This window comes from Acinetobacter sp. ANC 3813 (assembly GCF_002135435.1).
In the GTDB taxonomy this organism is placed as follows: domain Bacteria; phylum Pseudomonadota; class Gammaproteobacteria; order Pseudomonadales; family Moraxellaceae; genus Acinetobacter.
Genome location: NZ_NEGK01000007.1, coordinates 186,772 through 207,299 on the forward strand (window position 1 = coordinate 186,772; position 20,528 = coordinate 207,299).

General features: G+C 40.7%; 19 protein-coding genes. 7 read left to right on the forward strand and 12 right to left on the reverse strand.

What is annotated here, in order from left to right; translation table 11 throughout:
* Positions 1–158: 158 nt before the first annotated feature.
* Entirely contained in the window at positions 159–2,183 is a 2,025-nt protein-coding gene (locus B9T34_RS12160) for an NADPH-dependent 2,4-dienoyl-CoA reductase (RefSeq protein WP_086213389.1), read from the reverse strand.
* Positions 2,184–2,353: 170 nt separating this feature from the next.
* On the opposite strand from B9T34_RS12160, the gene B9T34_RS12165 reads away from it, so the two are divergent.
* A complete protein-coding gene (locus tag B9T34_RS12165; RefSeq protein WP_086213390.1) occupies positions 2,354–2,899 on the forward strand; it encodes a PadR family transcriptional regulator in 546 nt (181 codons plus the stop codon).
* A gap of 23 nt (positions 2,900–2,922) precedes the next feature.
* Positions 2,923–3,840, forward strand: coding sequence for an alpha/beta fold hydrolase (locus tag B9T34_RS12170; RefSeq protein ID WP_086213391.1), 918 nt, complete (start codon positions 2,923–2,925; stop codon positions 3,838–3,840).
* 29 nt (positions 3,841–3,869) lie between these two features.
* On the opposite strand, the gene B9T34_RS12175 is transcribed toward B9T34_RS12170, so the two are convergent.
* The gene (locus tag B9T34_RS12175) at positions 3,870–4,784 is read right to left on the reverse strand and encodes a LysR family transcriptional regulator (protein ID WP_086213392.1); all 915 of its coding nucleotides are present in this window, start codon (positions 4,782–4,784) and stop codon (positions 3,870–3,872) included.
* Between the two features lie 246 nt (positions 4,785–5,030).
* Between B9T34_RS12175 and B9T34_RS12180 the strand changes: the two genes are divergently transcribed.
* On the forward strand, positions 5,031–5,933 hold the full coding sequence (locus B9T34_RS12180) for a LysR family transcriptional regulator (RefSeq protein WP_086213393.1): 903 nt from the start codon (positions 5,031–5,033) through the stop codon (positions 5,931–5,933).
* Positions 5,934–6,203: 270 nt separating this feature from the next.
* On the opposite strand, the gene map is transcribed toward B9T34_RS12180, so the two are convergent.
* Positions 6,204–6,998 carry a type I methionyl aminopeptidase gene (map, locus tag B9T34_RS12185; RefSeq protein WP_086213394.1) on the reverse strand — a complete coding sequence of 265 codons (795 nt, stop codon included), beginning with the start codon at positions 6,996–6,998 and terminating at the stop codon, positions 6,204–6,206.
* Positions 6,999–7,351: 353 nt separating this feature from the next.
* On the opposite strand from map, the gene brnQ reads away from it, so the two are divergent.
* Both brnQ and B9T34_RS12195 read left to right on the forward strand, forming a co-directional pair.
* Positions 7,352–8,638, forward strand: a complete 1,287-nt coding sequence (gene brnQ, locus B9T34_RS12190) for a branched-chain amino acid transport system II carrier protein (RefSeq protein ID WP_086213395.1) — start codon at positions 7,352–7,354, stop codon at positions 8,636–8,638.
* Between the two features lie 564 nt (positions 8,639–9,202).
* Positions 9,203–9,445 carry a hypothetical protein gene (locus B9T34_RS12195; RefSeq protein WP_086213396.1) on the forward strand — a complete coding sequence of 81 codons (243 nt, stop codon included), beginning with the start codon at positions 9,203–9,205 and terminating at the stop codon, positions 9,443–9,445.
* Positions 9,446–9,645: 200 nt separating this feature from the next.
* Here the strand turns inward: B9T34_RS12195 and B9T34_RS12200 are convergent, their stop codons facing one another.
* On the reverse strand, positions 9,646–10,110 hold the full coding sequence (locus B9T34_RS12200; RefSeq protein WP_086213397.1) for a hypothetical protein: 465 nt from the start codon (positions 10,108–10,110) through the stop codon (positions 9,646–9,648).
* A 138-nt stretch (positions 10,111–10,248) separates the two neighbouring features.
* Here B9T34_RS12200 and B9T34_RS12205 point away from each other — a divergent pair, with 138 nt between their 5' ends.
* Together B9T34_RS12205 and B9T34_RS12210 are read left to right on the forward strand one after the other, a co-directional pair.
* Positions 10,249–11,109: an alpha/beta fold hydrolase gene (locus B9T34_RS12205; RefSeq protein WP_086213398.1), complete on the forward strand. Its 861-nt coding sequence runs from the start codon at positions 10,249–10,251 to the stop codon at positions 11,107–11,109.
* 330 nt (positions 11,110–11,439) lie between these two features.
* On the forward strand, positions 11,440–11,925 hold the full coding sequence (locus B9T34_RS12210) for an Lrp/AsnC family transcriptional regulator (RefSeq protein WP_086213399.1): 486 nt from the start codon (positions 11,440–11,442) through the stop codon (positions 11,923–11,925).
* Between the two features lie 359 nt (positions 11,926–12,284).
* Here B9T34_RS12210 and B9T34_RS12215 read toward each other — a convergent pair whose 3' ends face one another.
* The 8 genes from B9T34_RS12215 to B9T34_RS12245 form a co-directional block, all read right to left on the reverse strand.
* On the reverse strand, positions 12,285–13,193 hold the full coding sequence (locus B9T34_RS12215; protein WP_086213400.1) for a tetratricopeptide repeat protein: 909 nt from the start codon (positions 13,191–13,193) through the stop codon (positions 12,285–12,287).
* A 207-nt stretch (positions 13,194–13,400) separates the two neighbouring features.
* The gene (gene gltS, locus B9T34_RS12220) at positions 13,401–14,624 is read right to left on the reverse strand and encodes a sodium/glutamate symporter (RefSeq protein WP_086213401.1); all 1,224 of its coding nucleotides are present in this window, start codon (positions 14,622–14,624) and stop codon (positions 13,401–13,403) included.
* Positions 14,625–14,789: 165 nt separating this feature from the next.
* Entirely contained in the window at positions 14,790–15,008 is a 219-nt protein-coding gene (locus B9T34_RS12225; RefSeq protein ID WP_086213402.1) for a hypothetical protein, read from the reverse strand.
* Positions 15,009–15,062: 54 nt separating this feature from the next.
* Positions 15,063–15,470, reverse strand: coding sequence for a hypothetical protein (locus B9T34_RS19030; RefSeq protein WP_228147446.1), 408 nt, complete (start codon positions 15,468–15,470; stop codon positions 15,063–15,065).
* A 108-nt stretch (positions 15,471–15,578) separates the two neighbouring features.
* Entirely contained in the window at positions 15,579–16,751 is a 1,173-nt protein-coding gene (locus B9T34_RS12230; protein ID WP_228147447.1) for an ATP-dependent nuclease, read from the reverse strand.
* 58 nt (positions 16,752–16,809) lie between these two features.
* Positions 16,810–19,449 carry a bifunctional aconitate hydratase 2/2-methylisocitrate dehydratase gene (locus B9T34_RS12235; protein ID WP_086213403.1) on the reverse strand — a complete coding sequence of 880 codons (2,640 nt, stop codon included), beginning with the start codon at positions 19,447–19,449 and terminating at the stop codon, positions 16,810–16,812.
* Between the two features lie 292 nt (positions 19,450–19,741).
* Positions 19,742–20,011, reverse strand: coding sequence for a hypothetical protein (locus B9T34_RS12240; RefSeq protein WP_086213404.1), 270 nt, complete (start codon positions 20,009–20,011; stop codon positions 19,742–19,744).
* A 145-nt stretch (positions 20,012–20,156) separates the two neighbouring features.
* Positions 20,157–20,516 (reverse strand): hypothetical protein, encoded by a 360-nt coding sequence (locus tag B9T34_RS12245; RefSeq protein ID WP_086213405.1) that lies wholly within the window; start codon positions 20,514–20,516, stop codon positions 20,157–20,159.
* Positions 20,517–20,528 lie beyond the last annotated feature (12 nt).

Sequence of the window (20,528 nt, forward strand, 5' to 3'; positions counted from 1 at the left end):
AAAAGATAAATTTATAGATGCAATAAATTTTCTTCCAGCTTTCCCTTGGACGCCTAGAGTAAAGGACAACATCCCTCTCCTGAATCCTCTCCCTTAGGGAGAGTAAGCTTTACAACTGCACGTCAAATATTGATGCGCAACGATCACGATAAGGCTGATTAAATCACAGCTGCCAATTGCGCCCCTTGACGGATTGCGCGCTTCGCATCCAGCTCACCCGCTTCTTTTGCGCCGCCAATCAAATGCACACTTTTGCCATCAGTCTTCAGCTGCTCATACATTGCTGTGTATTCTTCCTGCCCCGCGCAGATAATCACGTTATCCACTTCAAGCACGGCAGGCTGATCATTCACAATAATATGCAAACCCTGATCATCAATTTTTTCATAGCTTGCACCCGCAATCATTTTTACATCACGGTGTTTTAAGCCTGTACGGTGAATCCATCCTGTCGTTTTACCTAAACTCGCACCCACAGATTTTGCCTTGCGCTGCAATAAATAAATTTCGCGCGCTGACTGTTCAACTTTCGGCTGCTTTAAACCGCCAACATGTGCATAAGAAGTATCGATACCCCATTCATCATAGAATTTTTCAGGGTTGAGGCTGCCGCTTTCCCCTTCGTGACTCAAAAATTCAGCCGCATCAAAACCAATGCCGCCTGCGCCAATAATGGCTACACGCTTGCCTACAGGTTTACGGTCTTTCAGCACATCTAAGTAGCTCAGCACTTTTGGATGATCAATACCTTCAATGTGCAGCTGACGCGGTGTAACACCAGTAGCCACCACAATATCATCAAAGTCAGATTGCGCGAGTTCTTCATAAGTCGCAGTGTGGTTCAGCACCAGTTTAATGCGCGGCTGCAATTCAATTTTACGTTTAAAATAGCGCAAGGTTTCATAAAATTCTTCTTTACCTGGAATTGTTTTGGCAATATTGAACTGTCCGCCAATTTGGCCCGCTGCATCAAAAATAGTGACATTGTGTCCGCGGTCAGCAGCATAGGTGGCAAAGCTTAAACCAGCAGGCCCTGCGCCAATCACCGCAATATTTTTCTCCTGCGATGACTCCTTAAACAGCAATTCAGTCTCATGGCATGCACGCGGGTTCACCAGACAGGTGGCAATTTTCATTGAGAAAATATGATCTAAGCAGGCTTGGTTACAGCCAATACAGGTATTGATTTCATCACTGCGGCCTTGTTCTGCCTTTTGTACAAAAAATGCATCTGCCAGCATTGGACGCGCCATAGACACCATGTCCGCATGGCCTGATGCCAAAACATGCTCAGCCATTTCTGGAGTGTTAATACGGTTTGATGTGATGAGCGGAACTTTCACAATGCCTTTTAGTTTTTCAGTGACCCAAGTAAAAGCAGCACGCGGCACTTTAGTGGCAATCGTTGGAATACGCGCTTCATGCCAGCCAATCCCTGTATTGATAATGGTTGCGCCTGCTTTTTCAATCTCTTTGGCCAGCTGCACCACTTCTTCAAAAGTCGAACCGCCGTCGACCAAATCCAGCATAGATAAACGGTAAATAATAATAAAGTTTTCACCCACTTCTGCGCGGGTGCGTTTCACAATTTCAATTGGAAAACGCATACGATTTTCGTAACTGCCGCCCCACTCATCATCACGGTGGTTGGTACGCGCAGCAATAAACTCATTAATTAAATAACCTTCCGAACCCATAATCTCAACGCCATCGTAGCCTGCGTATTGCGCAAGCTTGGCGCAATTCACGAAGTCAGCAATAGTTTGTTCCACTTCTGCAGATGACAGCGCATGCGGTTTGACTGGATTGATTGGCGCTTGAATCGCTGATGGCGCAACATTATCTGGCTGATATGAATAACGGCCAGTGTGTAGGATCTGCAAAGCAATTTTACCTCCTGCATCATGTACTGCATGAGTGATTACCTTGTGCTTTTCCGCTTCTTCACGCGTATCTAGCTTATTGCCGCCAGCAAAGGTTAAGCCAGCATCATTTGGAGAAATGCCGCCTGTCACAATTAAACCAACACCGCCTTCGGCACGTTCTGCATAGAATGCAGCCATGCGTTCATACCCGCCTGGCGCTTCTTCTAAGCCCACATGCATTGAACCCATCAATACACGGTTTTTAAGTGTAGTAAAGCCCAAGTCCAATGGCGCAAGTAAATTTGGATAATTCGACATATTCTCTCCTTAGCGTGCTTTTTCAGCTGGCTGTTTTTATGATGATCAGGCATAGTTTTTCCCAAACCCAATCATTAATGCAACTTGTTGCATACTTTTATATTCGAGATTTGATTTTTATGCAACATGTTGCATAATAAAAGCTGTTAAAAAATATAAGCCATCATTTTATGTCTTTAGCCCATGTCTTACTGACCAGCTTAATTGAAAAACCCAGTACAGGCATTGAGCTTGCACGGCGTTTTGACCGTTCTATGGGCTTTTTCTGGAATGCAACGCATCAGCAGATATACCGCGAACTGAGCGCTATGCAGCAAAAAGGCTGGATTTCACCTATTGAAGATGATGACGCGCAAAGCCGCAAAAAAACTTATCAGGTAGAACTTCTGGGACGCACAGAACTCAGCAGCTGGATGGTCAAGCAAAGCCCGCCTGCACAGCTGCGTGAAGAATTGATGGTGCGTCTGCGTGCAGAAGCGCAAATTGGCGGAAATACCGTGCTGCCTGAGCTGGAACGCCATTTACAGCTGCATCAGGATAATTTAAAACTGTATCAGACCATTTATGCCAAGGATTTTGCTCAAGCCAACACTGCAGACCGCACGCTGTTTATCCATCAGCAGATTTTGCAGCTGGGCATAGATATGGAAATAGGCTGGATTCAATGGCTGGAACGCATGATTCCAGCCTTAAAAAATTTTGATGCGAATCAATAACAAAATAAAGATAAGGAACTGCTATGCCGCATTACCGCATGTCCGATGGCGAAAATTTGTTTGTCCGTGAATATGGCACAGGCACCCCCGTACTGGTGCTGTCTGGACTGGGCATGCAAAGCTGGCAATGGCACCCTTTTTTATACCGTTTCCGTAAAAACTTTCAGTTTATTATTCCAGATTGGCGCGGTTTTGGCGGATCATCGCAGTGTAAAATTCCAGAACTGGATGCCATTTCCAGCCATTGGCAAGATATTCAAAGCCTGCTGCAGCAATTGCCGCATGACAAATTAAGCGTCATCGCTTACTCCATGGGCGCGACAACTGCCATGCACGGCATGCAGTACGCTCAGTTTTCGGATCGAATTGAGCGCTATTTACACATTGATCAAACGCCAAAAATACGCTCAAATGCTGAGTGGCCTTATGGCCTGTTTGGCAAACGAAATCCCGAATTTAATCTTATACTCTCCAATATCTCAGAAGTGCTGAGCCGCAATACAGACAAGAAATCCATCAAAGAACTGAACCGCAATGACCGTGAACAGCTGCTGCAAAGCTGGCTGAACTTTATCGACCTGCAGGCCAGCAGCAAATCTGCGCCATTTTTAATAAAACAGGCACTAAAACGACCAATGCTGCAGTCTTATGTCTTACCTATTCAGCGTTTAGATTATTTAGCATGGTATATCAACAATTATCTGCATCATCAGCAAGATTACCGTGCAGCCATTACTGAACTTAAAGCTCCAGCCACTTTTTTCATTGGTGAGCAGTCTAAGCTCTATCCATCCGCTGGCCAGAAAATAGTTGCCAATAGCCTGGATGATGCAACTGCTGTTATTTTTAAAAAATCAGGCCACACGCCATTGCTCAGCGAACCGTTTAAATTCGGCGCTGAAATTGGACGTTTTTTAAGAAATATCGACAAAATACCCTAATTTCAATTTACCTATAAACACGTCAAAATTTAAAAGACCCGGCGGTCATATTCAATCGCTTCGAGGTCATACACCTGATACACACAATCAAACAGCGGACGTGTGTATTGACCTTCATCGTCATTGCGCACCATCAAATAGATGGGGCTCACCGCGGCACTATCTGCCAGCGTTAAATAATTGACATGCCTAAACTGCATAATTTTGACTGATTCCGGCACAATGCAAATACCCTCACCCGCCGCGACCATGCCTAAAGACTGCTGCAATCCATCCAATACATGCAAGCGCTTTGGCTCTAAGCCAAACTCTAAAAATAAAGATTTGATTTGCGCCGCATAACCCATGCCAGACTGCGATGGATAGCTAAAGATTTGTTCATCTTTCAATTGCGTTAACGAGATCGGCTGCTTGCGGTTGGCCAAAGCATGGCTCGAGTGCACCGCCAGCATGAGCTTTTCATCACGCAGCATGACCCGCTTCACAGCTTGATCAGAAACTCTGATTCGGCCAAAACAAGCATCAATTCGGCCTTCTTTTAAGGCCTGAATCTGATCCAATCCATTTAATTCCAGCAATTTAACGTTTAAATGCGGATGCTGCTGCCGAAACAAATACACAATGCGCGGCAGCAAGCCGCACATGAGCGAAGTGCCATAACCAATATGAATCGTGCGCTCCGTCATGCCTGCGCGCTGGGTGATCAATTTGATTTCTTCAGCATTTGACAGCAGCTTTAAAGCTTGCTGATAGAAAAAACGCCCTATAGCTGTCGTGCGTAAAGGTCGGCTGCCGCGTTCAAATAACTGCGCACCAAGTTCCTGCTCTAGATTTTGAATTTGACGGCTTAAAGGCGGCTGTGCAATAAACAGTTTCTCTGCAGCCTTGGTAAAACTTTGCTCTTCAACCACCGCAACAAAGTAGCGTAAATGTCTCAACTCCATGATACATCCTCATGCTTGAAGGCCAGCATCATATGTCTATGCATTTAAGCAATGTTCATATAAGCGTCAATTTGGCATTATGCTAAGGATATTCCTGATATTATCGAAGCCGACTTTAGTCTTGATCAGAGCCTTAAAGGGTCTAAAAAACTAAACTCACGCGTTCACAATTTTACAAATTATAATTGACAATTTGCAACGATCGTTTTTAATTCATCAATATTGTTTCAAAAATGGAATACTTAAATGCTCAGTGATTTGGATGATTTTTATTGCTTTGCCCAAGTGGTCGAACACGGCGGCTTTAGTGCAGCGGAACGCGCTACTGACATCCCCAAATCCAAACTCAGCAGACGCGTTTACAACCTAGAAGAACATCTGGGTGTCCGCCTGATTCAGCGCAGTTCAAGGCATTTTGCAGTGACTGATATCGGTATGAATATTTACCGCCATGCCCAAGTGATGATGAATGCAGCTCAAGCCGCGCATGACCTTGTCGACCACTTAAGCACCAAACCGCGCGGTGTGATAAAAATCAGTATTCCAGTCTCTATCGCGCAAAATGAAATTGCCAAAATTTTGCCTGATTTCTTGAAAATGTACCCCGAAATTAAAGTGCAAATGATGGTGACGAACCGCCGTGTCGATATCATCAATGAAGGCTTTGATCTCGCCTTGCGTGTCCGCGACAATTTGGATGATGATCCTAATCTGGTGATCCGTAAATTTGAATCAGTCGAGCAGCATCTTTTTGCCAGCCAAGCCTATCTCAACCAATATGGCGATTTAAAACAGCCAGAAGATTTAGCTCAGCACCATATTCTCAGCATGGCGGATGAACATTTAGATCAGCACATCGTTGTTCATGATGACCAGCAGCATCAGAAAAAAATCCGTGTGAATCCTGTGGTTATGGGTTCTGATTTAAATATGCTTGCGCATCTGGCCAGTCAGGACTGCGGAATTGCATTACTGCCAGACAGCATTGTGCAAGACTATTTAAGCTCTGGCGCATTAGTACGTGTCTTGCCAGACTGGAAAGCTCCGCATGGCATTTTCCATGCAGTTTATCCATCGCGCCGCGGACTTTTACCTGCTGTACGCGTATTTATTGATTATTTAGTCGAAAAACTGAGTACAAAATTCTAAGCAAAAAAAAGCCTATCCAAGGAGGATAGGCCGAAACTTTAAAACCAGAAACTACAGCAGAATCTGTAGCTGAGATAATACGCATGTTGGTTAATTTTCATAAATAGAAAATTATTCTTAGTGCAAAATCATAAATTCTTAAAAACCAAATAAATCAAAGCTCTAGCAAATACAACTTATTGTTAAAACATATTTGTACAATTTTAAGCCAACACTTTTAGACTAAAGTCGTAAATATATTAACTAATTTCGTAATTGATTTACGTTTTATCAAATTTCTGGATATGCACCCGTTCCTTCAGGCCAAGGAGACAGCAGCTCAAAACCGTCATCCGTTATTGCAACCATATGCTCCCATTGCGCTGACAGCGAATGGTCTGCTGTTACAACAGTCCAGCCATCTTTCAGCTCTTTGGTGCGCGCCTTGCCTGCATTCACCATCGGTTCAATAGTAAAGACCATGCCTTTTTTCAGCACCATGCCTTGCCCTGGTTGTCCATAATGCAGAATATTCGGCTGCTCATGATAAATCTTGCCGATCCCATGCCCGCAATATTCGCGCACAATCGTATAGCCTTCTCGCTGCGCTACGCTTTGGATGGCAAAGCCAATATCCCCCAATGTTGCACCAGGCTTTACAGCATGAATGCCTGCCACCATAGCTTTATAAGTAGTATCGACTAGACGTTTCGCCTCAGGCTTAATCGTGCCTACATAATACATGCGGCTGGTATCGCCAAAATAGCCATCTTTAATAATGGCAACATCAATATTAATAATATCACCTTCATTCAGCACAGTATTCGCGGAAGGAATGCCATGGCAAACCACTTCATTTGGAGAGATACAGGTTGTCTTGGTATAACCGTAATAGCCAACATTGGCTGGCGTAACCTGCAAGGTATTCACAATAAAATCATTGCAGATGTCGTCTAAGTATTCCGTCGTTACACCCGGCTTCACATAGGCTCCAATCATCTCCAACACTTGCGCAGCTAAACGGCCTGAGATCCTCAGTTTTTCGATATCTTGCTCAGTTTTAATGGTGACAGTGGAAGCTCTCATTACGACATCCTCTTATAAGATGGACAGATTATAGACCTTTTTAAATTATTTTGTTTTTTCATCGCCCTGCAATAGGGCTATAACGCCCTAATTCGGGCCGCTGCTGTTTGAATTACAGACAAACAACAATTTGGGATTCTTTGAGAGAATAAGCACAATGCAAAGTTATTCAGAAAGTTTATTCATATTTTCTTAACGATTATCAAGCATATAGTTCAACCCGAATTTTACCCGCAAATACATTAGCCATTGATATTATAAAAAAAATTCATAGCACTGATAAAATAAACACCAAAAACCGCCTAAATTGCACTAAAATTGCCGACTTCAATTGCTTCATCTCCCTTTTACTTATGACAAATCTCCGTACTAGAGATATTATTGCCTTAGGTTTTATGACCTTTGCCCTATTTATTGGCGCCGGCAATATTATCTTTCCACCGATTGTCGCACAGCAAGCCGGTGAACATGTATGGCTTGCTGCTTTCGGTTTCTTAATCACTGCAGTTGGCTTACCTGTAATTACGATTGTTGCATTGTCGCGTGTAGAAGGTTCCATTCAGCTATTAAGCTCGCCCCTAGGCAAAGCAGCCAGTATTGTACTGACTGTCATCTGCTATTTAGCTGTTGGCCCTTTATTTGCTACTCCGCGTACTGCAACAGTTTCTTATGAAATTGGCTTCTCATCATATTTTGGTGAATCCTCCAATAGTTTGCTGATTTACAGCATTATCTATTTTTCTTTAGTCACAATCGTATCGCTGTATCCAAATAAAATCTTAGACACTGTGGGATATTTTCTATCGCCTTTGAAAATCCTCGGTTTGGTGATTTTAGGTCTATCAGCCTTCTTTATTCCTGCGGGCGCGATTCAACCTGCGATCAACAATTATGTTGCCAGCCCTGTTTCTGAAGGTATTGTTAATGGTTATCTGACCATGGACACTTTAGGCGCATTGGTTTTCGGTATTGTGATTGTTAAAGCGATTACTTCCCGCGGTGTGACTGATAAAAAACTGGTGACCAAATACGCCGTAATTGCCAGCATTATTTCTGGTATTGGCCTAACACTGGTATATGTCAGCTTATTTAAATTAGGCATGGGCAGCCATGAAATTGCTCCAAATGCAGCCAACGGCGCAGTAATCCTGCACGCATACGTTCAGCACGCATTTGGTACGATGGGCGCTTATTTCCTTTCAGCGATGATTTTTGTTGCTTGTATGGTCACGGCGATTGGCCTGACATGTGCATGCGCAGAATACTTCTCGAACCTGACCAAGATTTCATATAAAACATTTGTATTTATTCTTGTTGGTTCAGCGCTGTTTGTTTCTAACCTAGGCCTGACCAAACTGATTGCAGTTTCAGTTCCTGTTTTAAGCGCAATTTATCCGCCGGCTATTGTTGTTATTTTACTGAGCTTCCTGACTAAATTCTGGAACAATCCTTCTCGCGTTATTACCCCTGTTACTGCGATTGCGTTGATTTTCGGTATTTTTGACGGATTAAAAGTCGCTGGTTTTGAATTGCCTGCACTGCTGCAAAATTTGCCTTTGAATGAACAAAACCTCGCATGGTTTATTCCTTCAGTAATTGTATTAGTGATAGCTGCAGTGATCGACAAAGTTAGAAAATAAACCTCTAACCCTGTTCAGTATACAAAATCAGAGTTTTACCCAAACGATGATTTTTTAATGACCAATAAATGTCATGTTTTATCCAAATATGCTTTTATTTGTCGCACTGTTCTGCTCCACTAGCAAATAAATTATCTAAATCCGTTTTCTGTATAAATTTGAAACAATTACTTACAACAAAACATCCCAGAAAACTGCTCATTAAAATAATTAAAATTCAACTACTTTAGTCTAAACAACGCTTACATTTTATCCATCTTTACTGCATAAATAACGCATAAGCTTATTGGTTCTGCAAAACGATGTGCTTGGTACATATATTGCTTAGTTCTTATATCACTGAAAGATTGAGTATTTTTAATTTTCTATCTCAAGACAAATGAATAGCTTTAAGATTTCAGTCAATGATGGCGTTATCATCTATATGAAATGAACTAACATAGATATATGACAAAATCATGACATTTACTATTGAAATGCTTTGAAATAAGCAGTACAACAGTAAATGAATAGCTTACTAAAACAATCAGGTTTTAGTGAAAAACAACAAAAGGAGGGGTGGAGATGTTATCAGTACATTTCAATAAAGAATTATTCATTAACGCTCTGAAAGCCAATAAACATATGGTGACCTTTTTGAGCACCACTATTGCGCTGATGCTTACGTTATTAATTCAAGGCTTAATGCAAGGAAACTTAAGACTTGAATATTTCGGCTATGCAGTCGTCGTCTCATTTGCCTTTTACCTATGGGCCGTCATTGATGAGAAGTTTCGACAGCAGAAATGCTCAGACTATGTAAAATAAGATTGAAGATGGATGATTCGTCATCCATCTAAAAAAAAAAAAGAATATATTTCTATAAACCAACACCCAGCCTCCCCTCTGTACACTCGCCCCTTAGCCTTTCGCTCTATTCTCTAGTTTTAAATATACAGCTTAGCCATCATAAAAATACTCACTTTTTTCTAAACCGCATATCTGCATTACACAAAAGAATCAGACTTTTAAGACCATAACTTTAATGCCGCACCCAGCAGTAAAATAGCCGTTGCACCGAGTTCACTCACGATCAGCATAAACATGGCAGCACTGAGCATCCAAGCAGGTAAAGTCAGTTTTTTGCCCAAAGTATGCGGCGCTTTAAATTGATTAGTTGTGTCTTTTAAAAAGCCGTGCAAGATATAGCTCAATATAGAAAAGCTAAAAAATACAAGGTTGATCAATACACAAAACAAATTAAGCTGTGCCGAAAATACCGAAAAATAAGCCAATACTGCCAGAATCAGTGAGGCTGGCGCATACAGCAGACTGCTGCGGTGCGCGATATCTACATAATAATGCGCTCTAGACTGCACAGATTGACGTATCTGCCAATATTTCCATACACCTGTAAGCATGCCCACCCATAGAAAAATACCGCTGAATATAATCGCCCAGCGAACTGACTGGTCCAATTGTGCAACATCCATTTAAATTTCCTTTCTTTTTATGCTCAATATGTTGTCATCATAAACAGTAGCTTTGACTTTTTAGTCACGATTTATTCAAGTTTCTTTTTGGAACTCATGTACAGTAAAGTAAGAAGCAGTAAATACAAAGCAAATACTATGTCTCAATTTGAACAACTCCAAATTATATGCAGTGACAGCTATCAGCTGAGCGCACGCTTTTATTCAGCACAAACTGAACAAAAACAGCACTACCCGATTCTCATTTGCCCAGCTACAGGCATTACCAAACAATTTTACAATAGCTTTGCAACGTGGCTCAGCACACAAGGATACGATGTTTTAGTCTTTGATTTCCGTGGCATTGGTGACTCTTTATACGGTCCGTTAAGCAAATCCAAGGCCAGTATTGTGCAATGGGGGCAATTAGACATCCCTGCCGCTATCAATGTATTGCTGCAAAAAACGTCGGCTGAAAAAGTGTTGCTGATTGGCCATAGCGCAGGCGGGCAGCTGTTGGGCATTGTGCCAAACTACAACAAAGTAGCCAAAGTTGTCGCAGTTTCAGGCTCTACGGGTCACGTCAAAGGTTTAAAAGGACGCACCAAACTGCTTGCGCCCCTTATGTTTAAGGGAATTTTCCCTATTGCCCGCCACACACTCGGCTACGGGCCAACCAATGCGATTGGTATGGGTGAAAATTTACCTAAAGATGTTGCTCGCGAATGGGCGCAATTCTGCAGCAAACCCGGTTATGTGATCAATGCCATTGGTAAAACAGTACAGGAAGATTTTCATCCGCTGATCCAAACACCTATTACAGCACTGTGGTCGTCTGACGACGAAATCGCAACCTATGCCAATGTAAAAGATCTGCTGCGTCTATATCCAAACGCCCCTACAGAAATGATTGAGCTGAAACCTGCCCAATATGGCCACAAAGGGATTGGACACATGATGATGTTTAAATCATCACACCAAAATTTATGGCCGGTGATCGCACAGCAGCTGAGTACTTAAACCGCACAGCCGAGAAAGGATCTGGCCGTATATACGCTTTACCCCGCCTTTTCAATAATCCGGAATGGCGGGCTTTTTAATTCTGACAGAGTTATTTTCTAAATATGCATATCTCAAAGCAAAAATGCACACAGCAGCCATGCAGTACCCCTGCTTAGCCGCTGTGTGCATTTTACCTTGACCAGTAACCCAACCAGTCAAGTTTTCATATGGCTATATTAACGCCAATCATGCAAATAGGTTTGCTGTTTTTCTGCCTTATGCCAATTTTTACAGAATAAATATGCTATAAATAGCTTTAATTCAGAAAATTCTTTTGCAGAGTGTTTTATGGGCGAAAATAATTACAGCTTAGACAAAATTGACCGCCGTATTCTTTCTGAACTGCGTTTAGATGGCCGTTTGACTGTCACCCAATTGGCGGAAAAAGTAGGCCTATCCTCTTCTCCCTGCTGGACACGCCTAAAGCGCTTAGAATCCTTAAATATTATTGAAGGCTATACGGCCAATATTAACGCCAAAGCGATTGGCATTAATGAGCTATTTTTTATTGAAATCACACTTGAACGCCATGATGATGAAATTTTGGATCAGTTCAGTGAAGCCTTAGCCAACATGCCCGAAGTGATTGAAGCGCATTTGGTGACCGGTGATTATGATTATTTGGTCAAAGTCGCGGTCAAAAATTCAGAGCATTATGAACGCTTCTTGCGCAAGAACCTTTATAAAATGAAAGGCGTGCGCCATACCCGCTCGATCTTTGCACTCAGACCCTTAAAGTTAGCAAATAATGCCGATTTAATGATGATCGAATAATTCTCACTCCATATTATTGAATTAAATTACAAAACAAACTTTTAATACGCGCCTATCTATACTTCTCAGCACAACACTAGACTTAAATTATGCGCCTCGCATACATGAAGCGGCAAATAACTGTCAAAGTGCTGAGCAACCGCAAGCAAATGCTCGTTAAATAGTAAGTTATAGGATGATATTTCTGAAAAAGATTTAGATTTATGTTCTAATACACTTAGTATGAGATGAGCCTTATATGAGTATCACGCGAGTGATACGACTAGCCCCCTTAATTGGGGGCTTTTTATTGTCTGTATGTCGACTTATAAAATGAATTAGAGATGAATACATACATTTTGGATTTAGCGTGCTAAGTCTTATTTCTGTTTAGATGATGCTATATACGCAGCCGCTTCATCTTCATCATGAACTTGCTTGTACCATTTAACGGCCATGGCCTGATCTTTCTTCACCCCCAAGCCTTTTGCATACATGCGGCCTAGAAATAATTTAGCATAGTAGTCGTCTTGTAGAGCAGCAGACTTACACCACTGAAATGCGCTTTCATAATCCTGCTTCAATGGATGCGTACCATCAAAATAGAAACGGCAAATATTAAACTGAGCAACGGATTCGCCTTTTTGAGCTGCTTCCAAATAGTATTTTAGTGCTTTGGTATTATCCTGAGCTGTGCCTTCTCCCTCCTCATACATAAGGCCTAAATTCAGCTTAGCGTTGCGGTCACCCGTATTTGCAGCTTTCTCATACCAGTAAAATGACTTGTTTAGATCTTTGGCTGTTTTGCTTTCACTTTCACCCGTACGATAAGCCTGAGCCAAGTCAATCATTGCGGGAACATAACTTAGCTCCGCTGCCTGCAGACGCAACTGATTCCCTTTAGGGATATTCTGCTGAACACCACTGCCTTTGATGTAAGCTTGAGATAAAAGATATATAGCATTTGTAGATTTTTGCGCACTGGCTTTTTGATACCACTCCACGGCTTTAAACTTATCTTTGATTGTGCCAATGCCCCAATAATAGGACTCCCCCACACTTATTTGTGCAGGTACATAGCCTTTTTCAGCAGATTCAAGCATCCAAGCAAAACCTGCTTTTTTGTCCTTCGTGATGCCTTTACCATGGTAAATCAATTGGCCCAGTTCATATTGCGCTTGAGCATTGCCTTTTTGAGCGCTTGCAATCAATTCTTTAGAATATTCCACAGCATAAAGATTTGCAGAAAATGCACCCATACATAGTGCAAGTAAAAAGTTTTTTATCATTGTGATTTATCATTATTCAGAAATTTTCGGCATTATAGTCATTTTCACGATTGACTGAAAATAGTAAATACCGCCGTTTTTACATCTTTGGATTGCAAAACGTTTTAAGCATAAAAAAGCGCCCTTAGGCGCTTCTGCTGATTCACCTATTCATTAACATTAACATTAACATTAACATTAACATTAACATTAACATTAACATTAACATTAACCCAGTATGCCAATTGAAAACTGGATGACAAAGGCATTTACAATATCCACAAAAAACGCGCCTGTCAGCGGAATGATCAGGAAGGCCTTGTGCGATGGACCATAGGTATTGGTTACCGCTTGAATATTAGCAATGGCTGTTGGCGTTGCGCCAAGGTTAACACCGCACTGTCCTGCACACAGCACCGCTGCATCATAATTTTTCCCCATGATGCGGAAAGTTACAAAGTATAGATATAGGGCTAAAATTATTGTTTGTACGATTAAAATAATTACTAATGGCCCTGCCAAATCTGCCAGCAGCCATAGCTGCAGCGACATGAGCGCCATAGATAAAAACAAAGCCAGTGAACCATTACCAAATACATCTATACAGCGATCGAACATTTTAATTTTAAAACCATGCTCCAACACGTTGCGCAGGATTACACCGCACATCAATGCCCAAACAAAAGTTGGAAGCTCAAACCACTGTCCTTTTGCAATAGACGCCATAAAATAAGCAAAGCTGATACAAAGCGCGAACATCCCGAGTGTTTTGACTGCATCATCTGCGGTGATCAGGCGGGTTTCCTGCGGATATTCAAAAGGTGCTGTTTTATCTTCAGGCGGAATTTCAGCCTGAGTACCATCCCGGACGATTTCTTCTGCAAGGCTAAAGCGGCGGATTAAGAATTTAGCCATTGGACCGCCCATCATACCGCCAATAACCAAACCAAAGGTTGCACTCGCCATGCCCAAAACAACAGCGCCTTGAATACCATGATCCTGTTCAAAGACTGTGCCCCAAGCGCCTGCTGTACCGTGCCCTCCTGTTAAAGTCACCGATCCTGTTATGAGACCAATCAATGGATCTAGGCCCAAAACTTTGGCCAGACTAATGCCCACAGTATTTTGGAGAAGGACAAATACAACTACACAGGCTAGAAATAAAAGTAAGGATTTTCCGCCCTCGCGAAGCTTGGTCAAGCTTGCGCTCAACCCAACAGATGTAAAGAACATCAGCATAAAAATTTGCTGAATATTAGCGTCAAAATTTACCGTAATATTGAATTGTTTAAATAAAATATAAGTGATTAGCGCTGCAACCAAACCGCCAGCAACAGGTTCTGGAATATTGTATTTTTTTAAAATCGAAATTTTGTTTACGACAAAGTAGCCAATAAATAAAACAAGGACTGCAATGACAATCGTCAAAAATGCATCTAGCTCATAATTCATTAAATGTATATCCCCTTTATTTTGTTCATTTTTTATCAAAAAAGGAGGTTTTTTTCAGCTATAAAAGTGTAACGTTCGATTTTGTATTTTTATTCGCTGTTCATTGATTGCAAAAAAGAGCCATTGTGATTTAAACAATGACTCTTTTTTAATAACATGCACAACTTAGTTTTTGATGTCATACACCCAGTTATAGGCTTGCTTATCCGTTGTCGTTTCGCAGACGTAGTAATCATGATCCCATGAGTCCGGATGGAAAATTTCCTTTTTGGAATAAGTGACATTCTTACCTTTTTCGACACAGACAAAGTTGTCGCCTTGGTCTTTGACTTGGGTTCCGTTTAGGAAACCGCCTATGCAGAGGAAGCGGGATTGTTTGGGCATGGGAAAATAAATTCGATAATAAAATTTACAACTATTTTAAACATTTTGTTAGATTTATTCTCTAATAAAATAACTCTCCAGCTGTAAAATTAATCCATCCATAAAAGATTGATTATGCAAATAAAGTTGCTCATAAATATTAACTTTCTCCGCTTTCTCTGCGATATGTTTTTTTAAATCTTCCAAATCTTTCAAAACAATACTTTTTCCTGCGTTTGTTAAAACTTCTGTTAAAGCATCACTCCATTTAGTTTTTTTCTTTTTAAAATCTGTAGATAAAAGATTAATACCAAATTTTTCTAAAATAATATCTAAATAAAAATCTATATTTATTAAGTTTTCAATTTCAGATTCGGTCAATCCTTTAGCCGTAATTAGAGCATAAGATTTTTGATCCAACTCTTTTGACTCCAAATGCTTATTTATACTTTCTTTTCCAGATTGATCTTTATCTAAGATCACAAAACATGAGCATAATTGATCTTGAAACCACTTAATATGATAAGATAATTTAGATGCACTATTTAACGAAAAAATACTTAAATCTCCATCTTTAATTTTTCTGGCAAGCTAAGGGCTTCTCTCTTGAATAACTTTTGTGATTATTTTTTTATCACTTTCCCCTTCAACCAATATCACTTTATTAGAATGTATTAAGTTATCTGAAGTCCTAATTCCCAAGCATGTTCTTATCTCGCTTATCTTCCTAACAGCTTTTACTTTATTGTTTGAGACTAATAAATTGTTTGCTAAAGTTTCTCTATCAACAAAAATAGGATTATGTGTAGAAACAACTACTTGACTATCTTCAGATAACTTTTGGATAGCTTGTTTTAATTCATGCATTGCTGAAGGATGTAAATGAGATTCAGGTTCTTCAATAGCAATAATAGAAGCACCATTTATAATTTTGTTCCTATCTTTTAATAAGCCAATTGCAGTTAAGCTTTTAACCCCATCACCTTTAAATTTAATATCAGTTAAGTCACCATCATCAATTTCAATCAAATAGTCTTTTCTTAAATTAATCCTCCGATTACTCTCTAAAATACTTAATTCGACATTATTAATATTAGGCAGAAATTTATGTAAAGATCTTTGGATAGAATGTGCAACATTATCTAAGACAGGTTGCTGAAGATTTAGTATAACTTGCATAGCATCTTGATAAGTTGGATCATTTTCTAATTCAGCCAATTCCTCTTCGATCATTTCATTAATAACATTAATTGCTTCTTGTTCAGTTCTTACAGCAGGGATATAGGTGAACTGAATTTTTCTAGCAATATATTCTGCGATTTGATTCGATTTATTTGATAATGCAGTACTTCCTTTTTTAGGTATCAAAAATTCAAATTTTTTATCTGGATCAAAAGTAATTTGGATACATAAGTCACCATTATTGCGACTACCTGTCTCTTTTCTAAATTCAATCTGCTCATCTTCAGTTAATTTAAAATATAGTTTAAATATTGTATTCTTATTTCCTCTAGATCTTTTTTGTAATGAAATAGGAAAATCTCTTTCCCAATCATATCCATTCCTTGATCTAAAAAGAATCGTTCGCTTAGGTTTCTGTAGACTGTGTAATTTCAAAGTATCCATAGCCAACCTTAGTGCAATTAAAACAGTAGTTTTACCTTCATTATTACGGCCAACAAGTACTGAATAATTTTTGAAATTAATCTCATTATCATTTGTAATATTTCTAAAGTTTTGTATATCAAATTTTACTAACTTCATAAAAAAGCCCCACCTAAGTGGGGCTTTTATAACTCAACTTAATATACTTTACAATATATTAAGTCAACTGAGCAGCAGCAATTTTCTTCGTATCAATATCTTTCGCAGCGTCAGTATAGTCGCTCATTTTGTCGAAGCTTAAGTATTGATAGATGTCTGCAGACATGCTGTCAATTTGAGCTGCATATTGTTGATATTCTTCTGGAGAAGGTAATTTACCCAATACAGCAGCAACAGATGCAAGTTCAGCAGAAGCTAAGTAAACGTTAGCGCCTTGGCCTAAACGGTTCGGGAAGTTACGAGTAGAAGTCGATACACAAGTAGTGTTCGGAGCTACACGCGCTTGGTTACCCATACATAATGAACAGCCTGGCATTTCAGTACGAGCGCCAGCTTTACCATAAGTATTGTAGAAACCTTCTTCCATCAATTGACGTTCGTCCATACGCGTAGGTGGAGCAATCCACAAACGAGTATTCAATACGCCACCAGGAACTTTCTCAAGCAACTTACCAGTTGCACGGAAGTGACCGATGTTAGTCATACATGAACCAACAAATACTTCGTCAATTTTCACGCCTTGAACGTCAGAAAGCAATTTAGCGTCATCTGGGTCATTCGGGCAGCAAAGAACTGGTTCAGTAATTGTAGCTAGGTCGATTTCATACACTTTAGTGTATTCAGCGTCTGCATCAGCTTTAAGAAGTGATGGGTTAGCCAACCATTTTTCCATGTTCTCAACACGGCGAGCCATAGTACGCGCATCGCCATAACCTTCAGAAATCATCCACTTAAGCATAGTGATGTTTGATTTCAGGTATTCAGCAACTTTCTCTTCAGAAAGCGTGATAGAACAGCCTGCTGCAGAACGTTCAGCAGAAGCATCAGAAAGTTCGAATGCTTGCTCAACAGTAAGGTCAGTTTCCATTTCTGTAAGATCGATCTCAAGGATACGACCAGAGAAGATGTTTTTCTTACCTTTTTTCTCTACAGTTAAGTCACCTTGCTGAATCGCAACGTAAGGAATTGCATGTACTAGGTCACGTAGAGTGATACCAGGCTGCATTTTACCTTTGAACTTAACAAGTACAGATTCAGGCATATCAAGTGGCATAACACCAGTTGCTGCAGCAAACGCTACTAGACCAGAACCCGCTGGGAAAGAAATACCGATTGGGAAACGAGTATGTGAGTCACCGCCTGTACCAACAGTATCCGGCATCAACATACGGTTTAACCAAGAATGGATAATACCGTCGCCTGGACGTAAAGATACACCGCCACGGTTCATGATGAAATCAGGAAGCGTGTGCTGCATTTGAACGTCAACTGGTTTTGGATACGCAGCTGTGTGACAGAAAGATTGCATAACAAGGTCAGCAGAGAAGCCTAGGCAAGCCAAGTCTTTCAATTCGTCACGAGTCATTGGACCAGTTGTATCTTGCGAACCAACAGTAGTCATCTTAGGTTCACAGTAAGTACCTGGAAGTACGCCTTGACCTTCTGGAAGACCACAAGCGCGACCAACCATTTTTTGTGCTTGAGTGAAGCCTTTACCAGTAGCAGCAGGCTGAACTGGAGTACGGAACAATGTAGAAACTGGAAGACCCAAAGCTTCACGCGCTTTAGTAGTCAAACCACGACCAACGATCAAATTGATACGGCCGCCAGCACGTACTTCATCAAGAAGAACTGGAGTTTTAAGTTCAGCTTCAGCAATTACTGCACCGTCTTTAGACGCAGAAACTTTTGCAGCAGCATGATCAATTTTAAGAACGATTTCGTCGCCCATGTTCATGTTGGCAACATCGATCTCGATAGGTAAAGCGCCCGCATCTTCCATAGTGTTGAAGAAAATCGGAGCGATTTTAGAACCTAAGCAGTAACCGCCGTCTTTTTTGTTCGGGATGTGAGCGATGTCGTCACCGAAGAACCAAAGAACAGAGTTAGTTGCAGATTTACGAGAAGAACCTGTACCTACTACGTCACCAACGTAAGCAACTTGGTTGCCTTTCGCAACTAAAGCTTCGATTTGCTTTAATGGACCAACTTCACCTGGTTTTTCAGGGTTGATGCCATCACGTTCGTTTTTAAGCATTGCATTTGCATGCAATGGGATATCTGGACGGCTCCAAGCGTCTTGTGCAGGTGACAAGTCATCTGTGTTTGTTTCGCCAGTTACTTTGAACACTGTAAGTTTGATTTCTTCAGGAACGTCAGCGCGTGAAGTGAACCATTCAGCGTCAGCCCAAGACTGCATAACAGCTTGTGCATTTGCATTGCCCGCTTTTGCTTTATCAGCAACGTCGTGGAACGCATCAAATACAAGAAGAGTTTTCTTCAGCGCTTCAGCAGCTAATTCAGAAAGAGCAGCGTCGTCAAGAAGTGCAACTAAAGGAGCAACGTTATAACCGCCAAGCATAGTACCTAGCAAGTAAACCGCACGTTCTTTAGTAACTAGTGGAGAAGTTGCTTCACCTTTAGCCAAAGCCGCTAAGAAAGCAGCCTTAACGTAAGCAGCTTGGTCAACACCCGCTGGAACACGGTTTTCAAGCAAATCAACTAAGAATGCTTCTTCGCCAGCTGGTGGATTTTTTAATAATTCAACTAATGCAGCAGTTTGAGCATCGTCAAGTGGCTTCGGTGGGACTCCGAGTGCGGCACGTTCTGCAACGTGTTGGCGGTAAGCTTCTAGCACGGTGTTATTCCTCTTTTTTAAAAAATCACCTGTGAATTCCTGCTTTATTAAGCTTCACAAGCAATATGGACTGCTTAATTTTACTAAAATTCCAGTTAAAAGTTAATGCAAGTAAACTGTTTCTTCGTGATGCCCATTATTTAGTAACTAAATGACAGAATAACGATTAATCAACAATCAAATCTGACGGTTACAGCTGTTATTTTGTGCAAAAATTAACTTTTAACTCAATTTTCACCGAAAAAAAGGCAACATCATGTTGCCTTCTTTGTATCAAAAAATATATTCCACCTTAGTGGACCGTTGTTGCATGTAAATATTGGCTTAATTCTGCTCTATTGCCGCTGAATTTCATTTGGCACTGGTCTTCAAATAATCCTTGATGCCCATTGCTGGCAAATGAAATCTCAATCACATAACGAAGCTGCTCACCATCCATCTGACGTTTTAGGTAAACCTTATCCCCGATGCTCAAGACATAATTTCCGCCGCCAATAATCACAAGGCTTTGTTCATCTTCTAAGAGTAAATCTGCATGATGCATATAGCCGACCACATCCATTGGCTTCTCCTCTTCTTGTCATTTTATATACAATCATTATTCATTAAAAAGATAAGCTTTTCCATATTTTAGATTTAGAGATTTGTCACAAGTTGTTTTGCTGCATGCTTAGGCTATTTATGTATAGAGATAAAAAAACCGTTCCTTAGAACGGTTTGTAATCTGGCATTTTATCATGCGGCGTTGCGATGCATTTTGCGGTAAATTCACTGCGTATTTTTTCACGTGAGGCTTCCACATCATCTTTAATCGATGCTTCTGGCAGCGCATACACTTCATCAATAATGCTGATGATGAAATTTTTAGTGGTTTCATCTTCAATTTTGCCAGCATGTTCAACCGCTTGAGCTTTCGGAATCGCATTTTGACGATCCAGCATAATGGTGCGTGCGGCATTTCCGACACTGCGGCAGTAACCTTGCCATTGCTCTTCTGCTGTGAGCGGCTTTTTCTCTGCACAGCCAGCAAGTGCAATTAGAACTGATAAAGCGAGTAACTTTTTCATGAAAATCTCCTA

Bases quoted from the DNA above. Each gene is read 5' to 3' on its own strand.
- map (WP_086213394.1), bottom strand. From the start codon at position 6,998: ATGAGAGCTTCCACTGTCACCATTAAAACTGAGCAAGATATCGAAAAA.
- B9T34_RS12245 (WP_086213405.1), bottom strand. From the start codon at position 20,516: ATGAAAAAGTTACTCGCTTTATCAGTTCTAATTGCACTTGCTGGCTGT.
- B9T34_RS12175 (WP_086213392.1), bottom strand. From the start codon at position 4,784: ATGGAGTTGAGACATTTACGCTACTTTGTTGCGGTGGTTGAAGAGCAA.
- B9T34_RS12195 (WP_086213396.1), top strand. From the start codon at position 9,203: ATGTTATCAGTACATTTCAATAAAGAATTATTCATTAACGCTCTGAAA.
- brnQ (WP_086213395.1), top strand. From the start codon at position 7,352: ATGACAAATCTCCGTACTAGAGATATTATTGCCTTAGGTTTTATGACC.
- B9T34_RS12225 (WP_086213402.1), bottom strand. From the start codon at position 15,008: ATGCCCAAACAATCCCGCTTCCTCTGCATAGGCGGTTTCCTAAACGGA.
- B9T34_RS12230 (WP_228147447.1), bottom strand. From the start codon at position 16,751: ATGAAGTTAGTAAAATTTGATATACAAAACTTTAGAAATATTACAAAT.
- gltS (WP_086213401.1), bottom strand. From the start codon at position 14,624: ATGAATTATGAGCTAGATGCATTTTTGACGATTGTCATTGCAGTCCTT.
- B9T34_RS12180 (WP_086213393.1), top strand. From the start codon at position 5,031: ATGCTCAGTGATTTGGATGATTTTTATTGCTTTGCCCAAGTGGTCGAA.
- B9T34_RS12165 (WP_086213390.1), top strand. From the start codon at position 2,354: ATGTCTTTAGCCCATGTCTTACTGACCAGCTTAATTGAAAAACCCAGT.
- B9T34_RS12200 (WP_086213397.1), bottom strand. From the start codon at position 10,110: ATGGATGTTGCACAATTGGACCAGTCAGTTCGCTGGGCGATTATATTC.
- B9T34_RS12160 (WP_086213389.1), bottom strand. From the start codon at position 2,183: ATGTCGAATTATCCAAATTTACTTGCGCCATTGGACTTGGGCTTTACT.
- B9T34_RS12210 (WP_086213399.1), top strand. From the start codon at position 11,440: ATGGGCGAAAATAATTACAGCTTAGACAAAATTGACCGCCGTATTCTT.
- B9T34_RS12215 (WP_086213400.1), bottom strand. From the start codon at position 13,193: ATGATAAAAAACTTTTTACTTGCACTATGTATGGGTGCATTTTCTGCA.
- B9T34_RS12170 (WP_086213391.1), top strand. From the start codon at position 2,923: ATGCCGCATTACCGCATGTCCGATGGCGAAAATTTGTTTGTCCGTGAA.
- B9T34_RS12240 (WP_086213404.1), bottom strand. From the start codon at position 20,011: ATGGATGTGGTCGGCTATATGCATCATGCAGATTTACTCTTAGAAGAT.
- B9T34_RS12205 (WP_086213398.1), top strand. From the start codon at position 10,249: ATGTCTCAATTTGAACAACTCCAAATTATATGCAGTGACAGCTATCAG.